This window comes from Mycobacterium sp. NGS39 (assembly GCF_059812765.1).
In genome coordinates, this window is the sequence record NZ_JCALDH010000013.1 from 14,906 (window position 1) to 29,451 (window position 14,546).

Below are 14,546 nucleotides of genomic sequence, written 5' to 3' on the forward strand. Positions count from 1 at the left end.
CTCGTTATTGACGCTGCCGTTGGAGTTTTGGCACAGGACTCCCAATTTTGGGACAGTGGCGTACGGTAAGCCCCATGTCTGAGATCTCCGTCGACAGCACTTTGCAGATCGCCGATCACGACGTTGCTGGCGCGGCCCGCCCCGAAGACTTGGCAAAGCTTTGCGCTCCGTTGACCAGCATGGTGACGGCAGAGCTCGACGAGGCCCAGAGCTATCTGTGCCTGAGAACCGACGAGCTACTGATCGCGGCGTTGGGCCGCGCCATCGCCAGAACGTTCGGAGACGGCGAGGTGGGCGTCGACGTCTTCGGCCTCGGTTCCTCGATTGCACTGGCCTGCCCGGCCGACCGGGAGCTGGACGCCACCAAGCTGCTGCGGAGCGTTCAGCGCGCGCTCGCGGGAGCGCCGCGCCGGATCGCGCCGCGGGCCGCGGTCTTCTTCTCCAACGTGGGCTTTGCGAATGTCAGTGCCTCGGCCGAATCGTCGTTCGCCGAGCTGCCGCCCGCCGAGACCCTTTCCGACACCGGTCACACACTGGCGCTTCGGGTGTACCGCAGCAACGATGTGCTGCAGATGGATTGGTGGTATGACAGTCGCCGGCTGGACGCAGCGACTGTCGAAGAGCTCGCCGAGCAGTTCCCGCTGGCGCTGATCGAGCTGACGTCGGAAGCGACGCCGCCACTTCACCGGGACAGCCAGCTGGCCATGGCCTGAACCGCGCACTGCGCGGATCAGCCGGCTCGGTAGAATCGGCCCAACGGCGTCGATCCGGCCATCACCGGGGAGCCTTCGGAAGAACAGCCCAGCAGGCCCAGTAGAACCGAACGGGTAGGCCCGTCACAGCCCACAACGAAGCGGCCACACCTCAACGTGGCAAGCGGGGTGGTACCGCGGCGCTCGCGCACCGGCGCGTCGTCGTCCCCGTGCCTAACGATCGACCATCGGGCACAGGAGAACACGCACCCGTGAGCCAATCCGCTTATCCGCGTACCGAACTCGGCGCTGACCAACGCGGCGGATCGCCCGACTTCCCGGCGCTCGAAAAGCAGGTGCTCGACTACTGGGCGGCCGACGACACATTTCGCGCCAGCATCGCCCGCCGCGACGGCGCACCCGAGTACGTCTTCTACGACGGGCCGCCCTTCGCCAACGGCCTGCCGCACTACGGCCACCTGCTCACCGGCTACGTCAAAGACATCGTGCCGCGCTATCGCACGATGCGCGGCTACAAAGTCGACCGCCGGTTCGGCTGGGACACCCACGGGTTACCGGCTGAACTCGAGGTCGAGCGACAGCTCGGCATCACCGACAAGTCGCAGATCGATGCGATGGGCATCGCCGAGTTCAACGACGCCTGCCGCGAGTCGGTGCTGCGCTACACCGACGAATGGCGCGAGTACGTCACCCGGCAAGCGCGCTGGGTGGACTTCGACAACGACTACAAGACGCTGGATCTAACGTTCATGGAGTCGGTGATCTGGGCGTTCAAGCAGCTGTGGGACAAGGGCCTGGCGTACGAAGGCTATCGGGTGCTGCCGTATTGCTGGCGCGACGAGACCCCGCTGTCCAACCACGAGCTACGCATGGACGACGACGTGTACCAGAGCCGGCAAGACCCGGCGCTGACCGTCGGGTTCAAGATCGTCGACGGTGGCGAGCTCGTCGGCGCCTACGTGTTGATCTGGACGACCACGCCGTGGACGCTGCCGTCGAACCAGGCCGTCGCGGTGCACCCGGACGTCCGGTACGTCGTGGTGCAGGCGGGCGGCCGCCGCTTCGTGCTGGCCGAAGGCCGGCTGAGTGCGTATGCGCGGGAGCTCGGCGACGAACCCGAGGTCGTCGAAACCTTCTTCGGCACAGAGCTATTGGGGCTGCGCTACCTGCCGCCGTTCCCGTACTTCATGGACGCGCCCAACAGCTTCCAGGTGTTGCCGGGTCAATTTGTGTCCACTGAAGACGGCACCGGGATCGTGCACATGTCACCGGCATACGGCGAAGACGACATGGTCACCGCCGATGCAGCCGGCATCGTGCCCGTCACTCCCGTCGACTCAAAGGGCCGCTTCGACGACACCGTGCCCGACTACGCGAATCTTCATGTGTTCGAAGCCAATCCGAGGATCATCCGCGACCTGAAGAACGGCACCGGCGCCGCGGCAGTCAACGGCGCGGTGCTGCTGCGCCACGAAACCTACGAGCACTCCTATCCGCACTGCTGGCGATGCCGCAACCCGCTGATCTACCGGGCGGTGTCGTCGTGGTTCATCCGGGTCAGCGAGTTCCGCGACCGCATGGTGGAGCTCAACCAGCAGATCACCTGGCATCCCGAGCACGTCAAGGACGGGCAATTCGGCAAGTGGCTGGAAGGTGCCCGCGACTGGTCCATTTCCCGGAACCGCTACTGGGGCACGCCGATTCCGGTGTGGGAATCCGACGACCCCGCCTACCCGCGTATCGACGTCTACGGCAGCCTCGACGAACTCGAGCGTGACTTCGGCGTGCGTCCGGACAACCTGCACCGGCCCTACATCGACGAGCTGACCCGGCCCAACCCGGACGACCCGACCGGCCAGTCCACCATGCGCCGCATCCCGGACGTCTTCGACGTCTGGTTCGACTCCGGCTCGATGTCATACGGGCAAGTGCACTACCCGTTCGAGAATGCCGAGTGGTTCGAAAGCCACTTCCCGGCCGACTTCATCGTCGAGTACATCGGCCAGACCCGCGGCTGGTTCTATACGTTGCACGTGCTGGCCACTGCGCTGTTCGACCGGCCCGCGTTCACCACGTGCGTGGCGCACGGCATCGTGCTGGGCAACGACGGGCAGAAGATGAGCAAGTCGCTGCGCAACTATCCCGACGTCAGCGAGGTGTTCGACCGCGACGGCTCCGACGCGATGCGGTGGTTTTTGATGGCGTCGCCGATTCTGCGGGGCGGCAACCTGATTGTCACCGAGCAGGGGATACGAGACGGCGCGCGGCAAGTGCTGCTGCCGCTGTGGAACGCATACAGCTTCCTGGCGTTGTATGCGCCGAAAGTGGCTGCGTGGCGGACGGATTCGACACATGTGCTGGACCGCTACATCTTGGCCAAGCTCGCCCAGTTGCGCGAGGACCTGACAGCCGCGCTGGACGTCTGCGACATCTCCGGCGCGTGCGAGCAGTTGCGGCTGTTCACCGAGGCGCTGACGAACTGGTACGTGCGGCGGTCGCGGCAACGGTTCTGGGACGAGGACCCCGACGCCATCGACACCTTGCATACCGTGCTGGAGGTGACCGCGCGGTTGGCCGCTCCGCTGCTGCCGTTGACCACCGAGGTGATCTGGCGCGGCCTCACCGGTGAGCGGTCCGTGCATTTGACCGACTGGCCCGCAGAAGGGGAGTTGCCCGCCGACCCGCAGCTGGTCGCCGACATGGACTTGGTGCGGGACGTGTGCTCGGCAGGGTCGTCGCTGCGCAAGGCCAAGAAGCTGCGGGTGAGGCTGCCGCTGCCGAAACTGACTGTGGCCGTGGAGGATCCGCAGCGGTTACAGCCGTTCGTCGGTCTGATCGCCGACGAGCTCAACGTCAAGAGCGTCGAGCTCACCGACGACATCGCCGAACATGGGCGCTTCGAGCTGACCGTGAACGCCCGCGTGGCCGGCCCGCGGCTGGGTAAGGACGTGCAGGCGGCGATCAAGGCCGTCAAGGCGGGCGAGGCCGTGGTCAATCCGGACGGCACGCTCACGGCGGGACCCGCGGTGCTCAAGCCCGAGGAGTTCTCGTCGCGGCTGGTGGCGGCGGACCCCGGCTCGACGGCGGCGCTGCCCGACGGCGTTGGTCTGGTGGTGCTCGACGGCACCGTCACCCCTGAGCTCGAGGCCGAGGGCTGGGCCAAGGACCGCATCCGTGAGCTGCAGGAATTGCGCAAATCGACCGGTCTGGAGGTGTCAGACCGGATAACCGTCGTCATGGCGGTCCCAGCCGCACGCGCCGACTGGGCCAGCACCCACCGTGAGCTGATCGCACGCGAAATCCTGGCTACCCGTTTCGATTTCGGTGAGCCCAGCGACGGCGTCGAAATCGGCGACGGGGTGCGGGTGGCCATCGCGAAGGCCTGACACCGGCTCGCAGGGATGTCTCCATAGCATGACTCGCATGAGCCGGTGGGTGCTCCACATGGACATGGACGCGTTCTTCGCGTCGGTCGAGCAGCTCACCCGGCCCACGCTGCGGGGACGGCCTGTCCTGGTCGGGGGGCTCGGCGGACGCGGCGTCGTCGCCGGCGCCAGTTACGAGGCCCGCGTTTTCGGCGCGCGCTCCGCGATGCCGATGCACCAAGCTAGGCGTCTGGTCGGCATCCACGCCGTGGTGTTGCCGCCGCGCGGCGTGGTCTACGGGGTGGCCAGTCGTCGCGTGTTCGACACAGTGCGCGTGATAATGCCTGTGCTGGAACAGCTTTCACACGACGAAGCGTTCGGTGAACCGGCCGAACTCGCCGGCGCGACCGCCGCTGACGTCGAACGCTTCTGCCAGGAACTTCGCGGTCGTGTACGGGACGCGACCGGGCTCGTCGCGTCGGTGGGCGCCGGTTCCGGGAAGCAAGTCGCGAAGATCGCCTCGGGCCTGGCCAAGCCCGACGGTGTGCGGGTGATCCGGCGCGACCAGGAGCGTGCGCTGCTCGGTGGGCTGCCGGTGCGCAAGCTGTGGGGGATCGGCCCCGTCGCGGAGGAGAAGCTGCACCGGCTCGGCATTCAGACCATCGGCCAGTTCGCCGACCTCACCGAGACCGAGGTTGCCGACGTCCTCGGTGCGACCGTGGGCCCCGCGCTGCACAAGCTGGCCCGCGGCATCGACGAGCGTCCCGTCGCCGAACGCGCGGAGGCCAAGCAGATCAGCGCCGAGTCGACGTTCCCGGCCGACCTGACGACGCTGGAGCAGTTACAGCAGGCGGCGGGGCCGATCGGCGAGCATGCGCATCGGCGGCTGCTCAAAGACGGCCGCGGTGCCCGCACAGTGACGGTCAAGCTGAAGCGCTCCGACATGAGCACGCTGACCCGGTCGCTGACCCTGCCGTATGCCACGACCGACGCCACCACGTTGATCGCCGCAGCGCGTCGGCTCCTTCTCGATCCAGTCGACGTCGGCCCGATTCGCCTTGTGGGCGTTGGCTTTTCGGGGCTGTCGGAGGTGCAGCAGGAGCCGCTGTTCCCGGACCTCGATGCGTGGGACGCGCCGACGGACACCCGCTCGGCCGGCACACCGGCCACCACGGCCGGCGGCTGGCGCGTCGGCGACGACGTCCACCACGCTCAGTGGGGGCACGGCTGGGTGCAGGGATCCGGACACGGCGTGGTGACCGTTCGGTTCGAAACCCGCGCCAGCGGTCCAGGCCCCGCCCGCACATTGCCCGCCGACGATCCCGAACTGACGCGCGCGAACCCCGTCGACAGTCTGGACTGGCCGCAATTCGTCAACGCCCTTGCCGACGAGTCAGCCCCAGCGGGCGACGACTTCGCCGACGGGTGACCCGGCGGCCAGCGCGGCCATCAGCAGCACCCGCGCCTGCGGAGGCCGCAGCCGCGGCATCTCGAACGCGCCCGCTTCCACCAGCTTCAGTCCGGGCCCGTACCGGGCGCTGACGCCGCCGAACGGGACCCGGGTCGACACCGCGACAGTGACGCCGGCTGCGCAGTGGCGGGCGACGGCGTCGACCATGGCGTCGCCGACATTGCCGGCGCCTAGGGCCTCGAGCACCACGCCGCGCGCACCGGCGGCCACGCAGGCGTCGAGCGCCACCGCGTCAGCGCCCAGGTAGCAGGCCACCACGTCGACACGCGGCGCCGACTCCGCGGCAACGGCGCCTACAAACGGCCGCTCCTTGACTGCGTCCAGCTGCAGCCGGCCGTCGGCGATCGCGCCGACGGCCGGACCGTCGAAACCCGCCCAGGGCCCGCTGCCCACTTTCCGCGTTCCGAGCGGGGCGAGGACGGCGCCGCCCAGGCACACCAGCACGCCGAGACCACGCGCATCGGGGCTCGCGGCCAGCGCGATCGCGTCACGCAAATTGCCCGGTCCGTCGGCTTGCGGGTGGTCGGCGCTCTTGGCGGCCCCGGTCAGCACCACCGGCGCCGCGCCGTCGTACGTCAGCTCCAGCCACAGCGCGGTCTCTTCCATCGTGTCCGTGCCGTGGGTGACGACGACGCCGTCGGCGCCGTCGTCGACCGCGCGGTGGATCGCGGCGGTGATGCGGTCCCAATCCGCAACGGTCAATTGCGAACTGTCTTTTGCCATCACGTCGACGACGTCCACGTCCTGGTCGCCAGCCCGGCACAGCAGTTCGGCTCCGCTGCGCACCGGCCGCAGAATGCCGCGCGCGTCGGCGACCGATGCGATGGTGCCGCCGGTGGTGACGACGGCGACGCGGCTCATGGCCGAATCATGCCCCAATCGGGCTTTGGGATGATGAAGGCGTGAGTGACGAGTCCGCGGGCGAACCGGCGACGGCAACCGAGGGTGCCGGGCCGCGGCCGCGCCGGCGGGTCCGGTTGCTGGTGTCGGTCGCCGCTGTGATCCTCGGCGTCGACGTCGTCACCAAGGTGCTGGCCGTGCACTGGCTGAACCCGGGGCAGCCGGTGTCGATCATCGGCGACACGGTGACGTGGACGCTGGTGCGGAACTCGGGCGCGGCGTTCTCGATGGCGACCGGGTACACGTGGATTTTGACGTTGGTCGCGACCGCGGTGGTGATCGGCATCGTCTGGATGGGGCGCCGGTTGGTGTCGCCGTGGTGGGCGCTCGGGCTGGGCATGATTCTCGGTGGCGCGCTTGGCAATTTGGTCGACCGGTTCTTCCGGTGGCCCGGGCCGCTGCGCGGGCATGTCGTCGATTTCCTGTCGATCGGCTGGTGGCCGGTGTTCAACGTCGCCGACGCGTCGGTGGTCGGCGGGGCGGTGCTGTTGGTGGCGCTGTCGGTGTTCGGCTACGACTTCGACACCGTCGGGAGGCGCAAGCCGGACGACGCATCGGGTGAAGTCGGGAGGCGCAAGCCGGACGACGCATCGGGTGAAGTCGGGAGGCGCAAGCCGGACGACGCATCGGGTGAAGTCAGGAGGCGCAAGCCGGACGACGCATCGGGTGAAGTCGGGAGGCGCAAGCCGGACGAGTCGGGCGGCGAAGCGCGCTGATGCCTGAGCGGTCGATGCCAGTACCCGAGGGGCTGGCCGGAATGCGCGTGGACGCCGGGCTGGCACGGCTTCTGGGACTGTCGCGCACCGCCGCGGCCGCGCTGGCCGAGGACGGCGCCGTCGACATCGACGGCACCCGCGCAGGCAAATCCGACCGGCTGACCGCCGGGGCGTGGTTGGAGGTGCGGTTACCGGAGCAGCCCGCGGCGCCCGAGAACCGGGTCGAAGAAGTGGTCGGCATGAGCGTGCTTTACGCCGACGACGACATCGTCGCAGTGGACAAGCCGCCCGGTGTGGCTGCGCACGCGACGGTCGGCTGGCACGGACCGACCGTGCTCGGCGGACTGGCCGCCGCCGGTATCCGGATCAGCACGTCGGGCATTCATGAACGTCAGGGCATCGTTCACCGTCTCGACGTCGGCACCTCAGGCGTCATGGTGGTGGCCCGCTCCGAGCGGGCGTACACAGTGCTCAAGCGTGCGTTCAAGCAGCGCACCGTCGACAAGCGCTATCACGCTGTGGTGCAAGGACATCCGGACCCGTCGAGCGGCACCATCGACGCGCCGATCGGCCGGCATCGCGGTCACGACTGGAAGTTCGCGGTCACCGAGCACGGCCGGCACAGCATCACCCATTACGACACGCTCGAGATGTTCCGAGCGGCAAGCCTTCTCGACATCCACCTGGAGACGGGTCGCACACACCAGATTCGGGTGCACTTCGCCGCGCTGCACCATCCCTGCGTCGGGGACCTGACCTACGGCGCAGATCCGACATTGGCGAAAAGGCTTGGGCTGCAGCGGCAGTGGCTGCACGCGCGGTCGCTGGCATTTGTCCATCCCGCTGACGGGCGCCGGATGGAGATCACCAGCCCGTACCCGCACGACCTACAGCACGCACTAGACCTGTTACTCAGCCAGTGACCGACCGGAATCGGTCGGGGCCGCTGTACGGCGTCGGCGCGTATGCCTGGTGGGGCCTGTTCCCGGGGTTCTTCCCCCTGTTGCTGCCCGCGGGTTCGCTGGAAATCCTGGCGCATCGGGTGGTGTGGACGGCGCTGGTGCTGGTCGTGATGCTGACCGTCGCGCGCCGCCTCGGCGACTTGGGCCGGCTCAGCCGCCGCACCTGGCTGCTGTTGGCGGCCGCGTCGGCACTGATCACGATCAATTGGGGCACATACATTTTCGCGGTGTCGCACGGCCACGTCGTCGACGCGGCGCTGGGCTACTTCGTCAACCCGCTGGTGTCGGTGACCCTCGGGGTGGTCATCCTGCGCGAACGGATCCGGCGGCTGCAACTCGTCGCGCTGGTGGTGGCGGTGGCTGCCGTCGTCGTGCTCACGGCTCAGGTGGGCGGGCCGCCGGTGATCGCGCTGGCGCTGGCTTTCTCGTTCGGATGCTACGGGCTGGTGAAGAAGGTGGTAGCTGTGGACCCGCGGGTGAGTGTGGCGGCCGAGTCGCTGATTGCGCTGCCGCTGGCCGCGGGCTATCTGATCGCACTGCAGTTCATCGGTGACGCCCACTTCGTCGGCCTGGGCGCCGGGCACGCCGCGCTGATGGTCCTCTCCGGGCCGGTGACCGCGATTCCGCTGCTGATGTTCGCCGCGGCCGCTCAGCGGCTCTCGTTGATCACGCTGGGTCTGCTGCAGTACCTCAACCCCGGCCTCCAGATGGCGTGGGGCGTGCTGATCAACCACGAGCCCATGCCGACTGCCCGCTGGGTCGGGTTCGGCCTCATCTGGGTGGCTCTCGCGGTACTGACGCTCGACGGCCTGCGCCGCGGACGCCGCAAGACACACGAGCACGACACGCCGAAACTCGTCGGTGGGCCGCCATAGACTGGCCTGCCTATGGACCGCTCGTTCGTGCACCTGCACAACCACACCGAATACTCGATGCTGGACGGTGCCGCGAAGATCGCGCCGATGCTGGCCGAAGCGCAGCGCCTGGAGATGCCCGCCATCGGCATGACCGACCACGGAAACATGTTCGGCGCCAGCGAGTTCTACACCAAGGCCACCGCCGCCGGCATCAAGCCGATCATCGGCATCGAGGCCTACATCGCGCCCGGCTCGCGGTTCGACACCCGCCGCGTCACCTGGGGCGATCCCAGCCAGAAGGACGACGACGTCTCCGGCAGCGGGTCCTACACCCACCTCACGATGGTGGCCGAGAACGCGACCGGTCTGCGCAACCTGTTCAAGCTGTCGTCGCTGGCGTCGTTCGAAGGCCAGCTGGGCAAGTGGGCCCGCATGGACGCCGAGCTGATCGCCGAGCACGCCGAAGGGATCATCGCCACCACCGGCTGCCCGTCCGGTGAGGTGCAGACCCGACTGCGGCTCGGCCAGCACCGCGAGGCGCTGGAGTCCGCGGCGCGGTGGCGCGAGATCTTCGGCCCCGACAACTACTTCCTCGAGCTCATGGACCACGGGCTGACCATCGAGCGCCGGGTCCGCGACGGGCTGCTCGAGCTGGGCCGCACGCTCGGGATCGCGCCGCTTGCGACCAACGACTGTCACTACGTCACCCGCGACGCCGCCCACAACCAAGAGGCGCTGCTGTGTGTGCAGACTGGCAAGACGCTGTCCGACCCCACGCGCTTCAAGTTCGACGGCGACGGCTACTACCTCAAGTCGGCGGCGGAGATGCGGGCGCTGTGGGACGCCGAGGTGCCCGGCGCCTGCGACTCCACCCTGCTGATCGCCGAGCGGGTCCAGTCCTACGAGCAGGTGTGGCAGCCGCGCAACCGGATGCCGGTGTTCGAGGTTCCCGACGGCCACGACGAGGCGTCATGGCTGCGCCACGAGGTGGAGGCGGGCTTGCGACGGCGCTTCCCCGACGGGCCGCCCGACGGTTATGAGCAGCGTGCCGCCTACGAGATCAAGGTCATCTGCGACAAGGGCTTCCCGTCGTACTTCCTGATCGTCGCCGACCTGGTCAGCTACGCCAAGTCGGTGGCGATCCGGGTAGGGCCCGGCCGTGGGTCGGCCGCGGGGTCGTTGGTGGCCTACGCGCTGGGCATCACCGACATCGACCCGATCGAGCACGGGCTGCTGTTCGAGCGGTTCCTCAACCCCGAGCGCGCGTCGATGCCCGACATCGACATCGACTTCGACGATCGCCGCCGCCCGGAGATGCTGCGGTACGCCACCGAGAAATACGGGCACGACCGCGTCGCCCAAGTGATCACCTTCGGCACCATCAAAACCAAAGCAGCCCTCAAAGATTCGGCCCGCATTCATTTCGGCCAGCCGGGCTTTTCGATCGCCGACCGGATCACCAAGGCGCTGCCGCCGCCGATCATGGCCAAAGACATTCCTCTGTCGGGCATCACCGACCCCAGCCATGAGCGGTACAAGGAAGCCGCTGAAGTTCGCGGGCTGATCGACACCGACCCCGAGGTGCGGACCATCTACGACACCGCCCTGGGTCTGGAGGGGCTGATCCGCAACGCCGGCGTGCACGCCTGCGCGGTGATCATGAGTTCCGAGCCGCTGCTCGACGTGATCCCGCTGTGGAAGCGCCCACAGGACGGCGCGGTGATCACCGGCTGGGACTACCCGTCGTGCGAAGACATCGGCTTGTTGAAGATGGACTTCCTCGGGCTGCGCAACCTGACGATCATCGGCGACGCGATCGACAACATCCGGGCCAACCGCGGCGTGGACGTCGATCTGCAGTCCCTGCCGCTCGACGATCCGGCCACCTACGAACTGCTGGGCCGCGGCGACACGCTGGGCGTGTTCCAGCTCGACGGCGGCCCGATGCGTGACCTGCTGCGGCGCATGCAGCCGACGAAGTTCGACGACATCATCGCGGTGATCGCGCTGTACCGGCCGGGCCCGATGGGGCAGAACGCCCACAACGACTACGCCGACCGCAAGAACGGCCGCCAGGCCGTCAAACCCATCCACCCGGAGCTGGCCGAGCCGCTGGAAGACATCCTCGCCGAGACGTACGGCTTGATCGTCTACCAGGAGCAGATCATGCGCATCGCGCAGAAGGTCGCCGGGTACTCGCTGGCCCGAGCCGACATTCTGCGCAAAGCCATGGGCAAGAAGAAGCGCGAGGTGCTCGACAAAGAGTACGAGGGCTTCGCAGATGGCATGCGCGCCAACGGCTTTTCCGCGGCAGCCATCAAGGCGCTGTGGGACACCGTGCTGCCGTTCGCCGACTACGCGTTCAACAAGAGCCACGCCGCCGGCTACGCGATGGTGTCGTACTGGACCGCCTACCTCAAGGCCAACTATCCGGCCGAATACATGGCGGGGCTGCTCACGTCGGTGGGCGACGACAAGGACAAGGCCGCGGTGTACCTGGCCGATTGCCGCAGGCTCGGCATCACGGTGCTTCCGCCCGACGTCAACGAGTCGGGCCTGAACTTCGCCTCGGTGGGCAACGACATCCGCTACGGTCTCGGCGCGGTGCGCAACGTCGGCGCCAACGTGGTGAGCTCGATCATCCGAGCCCGCAACGACAAGGGCAAGTTCACCGACTTCTCGGACTACCTCAACAAGATCGACATCACGGCCTGCAACAGAAGGGTCACCGAGTCGCTGATCAAGGCCGGCGCGTTCGACTCCCTCGGTCATCCGCGCAAGGGCTTGTTCCTGGTTCACACCGATGCCGTCGACTCGGTGCTGGGCACCAAGAAGGCCGAGGCGATGGGCCAGTTCGACCTGTTCGGCGGCGGCGACTCGAGCACCGACGCGGTGTTCTCGATCAAGATCCCCGACGACGAATGGGACGACAAGCACAAGCTTGCCCTCGAGCGCGAGATGCTGGGTCTGTACGTGTCCGGGCATCCCCTCAATGGGGTCGCCCACCTTCTTGCCACCCAGGTGGACACGCAGATCCCCGCGATCCTCGACGGCGATGTCGCCAACGACACGCAGGTGCGCGTCGGCGGAATCCTGGCCTCGGTGAACCGCCGGGTCAACAAGAACGGATTGCCTTGGGCCTCAGCGCAATTGGAGGATCTGACGGGCGGCATCGAGGTGATGTTCTTTCCGCACATGTACTCCACCGTCGGCGCGGAAGTGGTCGACGACGCGGTGGTGCTGGTCAGCGCGCGGGTGAAAATCCAGGACGACCGCATCTGCCTGATCGCCAACGACCTTGTGGTGCCGGACTTCTCGAACGCCGCGGCCAACCGGCCGGTGGCGGTGAGCCTGCCCACCCGCCAGTGCACGCTGGACAAGGTCACGGCGCTCAAGCAGGTGCTCGCCCGCCATCCGGGCACCGCGCAGGTGCATCTGCGGCTGGTCAGCGGCGACCGCATCACCACACTTGAGCTCGACCAGTCACTGCGGGTCACGCCGTCTTCGGCGTTGATGGGCGATCTCAAAGCGCTGCTGGGACCGGGCTGCTTGAGCTGAGGCCGTCGAACGGCCAGCGGCTCGCCGATGATGTGACCAGTTTCTGAACTCTGGAAGCACAACCGTCTCCCTCTGGCAAACTACCGATGGGAGTCGCGCCCGTCAGGCCACCATCGTGTCAGGCGCGGTCCTGATTGCGGAGGCGGTTTTTCATGCGGTGGGTGCGCTGGTGGTGGCGACAAAAGGACCGGTTCGACTGGTTCGCCAGCTACCTCGCCGAACGGCACCTGCAGGATGCGGCCCGCTACGCCGTCGCCATGGTCACGTTGACATTCGCGGCGGTCGCCGCGGCTATGCTCGCCAGCAAATCGGGGCCGCAGACCGACTGGCAGCGCGGCACATCCGCCGCCGCCGCCCTCGTCGGCGTGTGCCTCGCCGGGTTGTGGGCGTGGCGATGGCCGACGCTGACACAATCGCGGATCTTCGTCGCTGCCTGCGTCGCGTGCATCGCGGCGGCGTGCCTGAGCCAAGCCGATCCGCTAGCGGGCCTGACGGGCTGCTTCACCTTCGTCGTGTTGGGCGTCTACGCCGCGCTGATGCACTGCGCGAAGGCCACGAGCTTCAACTTCGCCGTCAGCGTCGCGGTCGCGGGGGTGCTGGCCTGGCGGGTGTACGAGGACCGGGGCGACGTCGTGTTTGCGCTGTGCGAGGTGGCAGTGCTGGGGCTGGCCAGCATCGGGGCGCCGGTGGCGCTGAACACACTGCTGCACGTCATGGCCACCGACATCCTGGGCTCCGACCGCGACCCACTGACCGGGCTGCTGAATCGACGCGGCTTCTACCGGCAGGCCAGACGGCTCCTCGAGGCGTCGGCCGACTCGCAAAGCAGTTACCTGACCGTCGCGATGATCGACCTGGACGACTTCAAACGGCTCAACGACCACCACGGTCATTCCGCAGGGGATCAGGCGCTCATCGACGTCGGTCATGCGCTCACCCAGCACACCAGCAAAACCGCGGTCGTCGCGCGGGCGGGCGGCGAGGAGTTCTTGGTCGCCGAGGTGTCCGACGATGCGATGCCCGCGGCGAGGCTGTGCCGGGCCGTCGCAGAAACACCGCACGACGTGACAGCCAGCGTCGGAACCACCAGTGTGCCGCTCGCAGCGCTGGACCACCAGAACCGCCTCGCCCTTCTGGATCGACTCATCGCACACGCCGACGCCGCCATGTATGCCGCCAAATCAGCCGGCGGCAACCGCCACTTCCACCACCGCGGGCCTCCTCTGTAGCGCAAATCTCAGCGCAGCACGTTCACCGCACGGGCGAACACCAGCGCGATCGTCGACACCGCGACGAGCGCCTGAAGCGTCATCATCGCCTTCGCGCGATGCGTCAAAGGCATTGTGTCCGTAGGGGAGAACGCCATCACATTGGTGACGCTGACGTAGAGGTAATCCAGGAACCGCGGCTCCCATTCCTCCGACGCCAGCTCGCGGGTGCCCGTCTGCGGGAACATGAAATCCGGATAGCACCGTTTCGGATTGCGCTCAGTGACGCCGGCCCGGGCGAACGGGCCACCGAGATCGATCTCCCAATACCAGATGCCGAACACGATGATGTTGGTGACGAACACCGCTGCGCCGCTGCCCAACAGCACGGCAGGATCGTTGCTCACCTCACCCGACAGAATGTGATAGTCCAGCACCACTGCTGAGGCCGTGTTGTCGATGGTGATCGCCGCCAGCAGCAGCACGCTTGCCGTCCTGCCGAGCGTGGTCGAGCGGGTGAGGTGGCGGGGGTTGATCACCAGCAACACCACGACCAGCAGCAGCTCCATCGCGATCAGCGGCCAGCGAGGCACCACGGTGTAGCGCTCGGGGATCGCGCGCTGCATAGCGATCGCGGCGATCAGCGCCACCAGCACCGGCCACCGGCTCTCCGGATTGCCGGGACGAAGCCACGCCGGCAGCCGCTGTTCGGCGTCGCGGGCCAGCTGTTCGGCTCTGCGCACCACGTCTTCCCTTGGGCGTTGCGGTTTTCCGCTGTCGTCGCTCATCCCCGCCG

General features: G+C 67.7%; 10 protein-coding genes. 8 read left to right on the plus strand and 2 right to left on the minus strand.

What is annotated here, in order from left to right; all coding sequences use genetic code 11:
* The first annotated feature begins 74 nt into the window (after nt 1–74).
* The 3 genes from AC5Y39_RS17610 to AC5Y39_RS17620 all read left to right on the plus strand — a co-directional run bounded on the left by AC5Y39_RS17610 (nt 75) and on the right by AC5Y39_RS17620 (nt 5,507).
* Nucleotides 75–713 (plus strand): hypothetical protein, encoded by a 639-nt coding sequence (locus AC5Y39_RS17610; RefSeq protein ID WP_500020397.1) that lies wholly within the window; start codon nt 75–77, stop codon nt 711–713.
* Nucleotides 714–964: 251 nt separating this feature from the next.
* Nucleotides 965–4,099, plus strand: a complete 3,135-nt coding sequence (ileS, locus tag AC5Y39_RS17615) for an isoleucine--tRNA ligase (RefSeq protein ID WP_500020399.1) — start codon at nt 965–967, stop codon at nt 4,097–4,099.
* Nucleotides 4,100–4,136: 37 nt separating this feature from the next.
* On the plus strand, nt 4,137–5,507 hold the full coding sequence (locus AC5Y39_RS17620; protein ID WP_500020401.1) for a DNA polymerase IV: 1,371 nt from the start codon (nt 4,137–4,139) through the stop codon (nt 5,505–5,507).
* Here the strand turns inward: AC5Y39_RS17620 and AC5Y39_RS17625 are convergent.
* On the minus strand, nt 5,472–6,410 hold the full coding sequence (locus AC5Y39_RS17625; RefSeq protein WP_500020403.1) for an asparaginase: 939 nt from the start codon (nt 6,408–6,410) through the stop codon (nt 5,472–5,474). The two genes, AC5Y39_RS17620 and AC5Y39_RS17625, sit on opposite strands and share 36 nt — an antisense overlap.
* Nucleotides 6,411–6,451: 41 nt before the next feature.
* On the opposite strand from AC5Y39_RS17625, the gene lspA reads away from it, so the two are divergent.
* The 5 genes from lspA (at nt 6,452) to AC5Y39_RS17650 (ending at nt 13,771) form a co-directional block, all read left to right on the plus strand.
* On the plus strand, nt 6,452–7,165 hold the full coding sequence (gene lspA / locus AC5Y39_RS17630) for a signal peptidase II (RefSeq protein WP_500020405.1): 714 nt from the start codon (nt 6,452–6,454) through the stop codon (nt 7,163–7,165).
* On the plus strand, nt 7,165–8,088 hold the full coding sequence (locus AC5Y39_RS17635; RefSeq protein ID WP_500020407.1) for an RluA family pseudouridine synthase: 924 nt from the start codon (nt 7,165–7,167) through the stop codon (nt 8,086–8,088). The genes lspA and AC5Y39_RS17635 overlap by 1 nt, the downstream gene beginning before the upstream one ends.
* Complete coding sequence (gene rarD / locus AC5Y39_RS17640) at nt 8,085–9,002, plus strand: EamA family transporter RarD (RefSeq protein ID WP_500020409.1); 918 nt, start codon at nt 8,085–8,087, stop codon at nt 9,000–9,002. Before AC5Y39_RS17635 ends, rarD begins: the two co-directional genes overlap by 4 nt.
* Before the next feature lie 12 nt (nt 9,003–9,014).
* Nucleotides 9,015–12,542 carry a DNA polymerase III subunit alpha gene (gene dnaE / locus AC5Y39_RS17645; RefSeq protein WP_500020411.1) on the plus strand — a complete coding sequence of 1,176 codons (3,528 nt, stop codon included), beginning with the start codon at nt 9,015–9,017 and terminating at the stop codon, nt 12,540–12,542.
* 152 nt (nt 12,543–12,694) lie between these two features.
* Nucleotides 12,695–13,771: a GGDEF domain-containing protein gene (locus tag AC5Y39_RS17650; RefSeq protein ID WP_500020413.1), complete on the plus strand. Its 1,077-nt coding sequence runs from the start codon at nt 12,695–12,697 to the stop codon at nt 13,769–13,771.
* 8 nt (nt 13,772–13,779) lie between these two features.
* Here AC5Y39_RS17650 and AC5Y39_RS17655 read toward each other — a convergent pair whose 3' ends face one another.
* Nucleotides 13,780–14,538, minus strand: a complete 759-nt coding sequence (locus AC5Y39_RS17655) for a hypothetical protein (RefSeq protein WP_500020415.1) — start codon at nt 14,536–14,538, stop codon at nt 13,780–13,782.
* Nucleotides 14,539–14,546 lie beyond the last annotated feature (8 nt).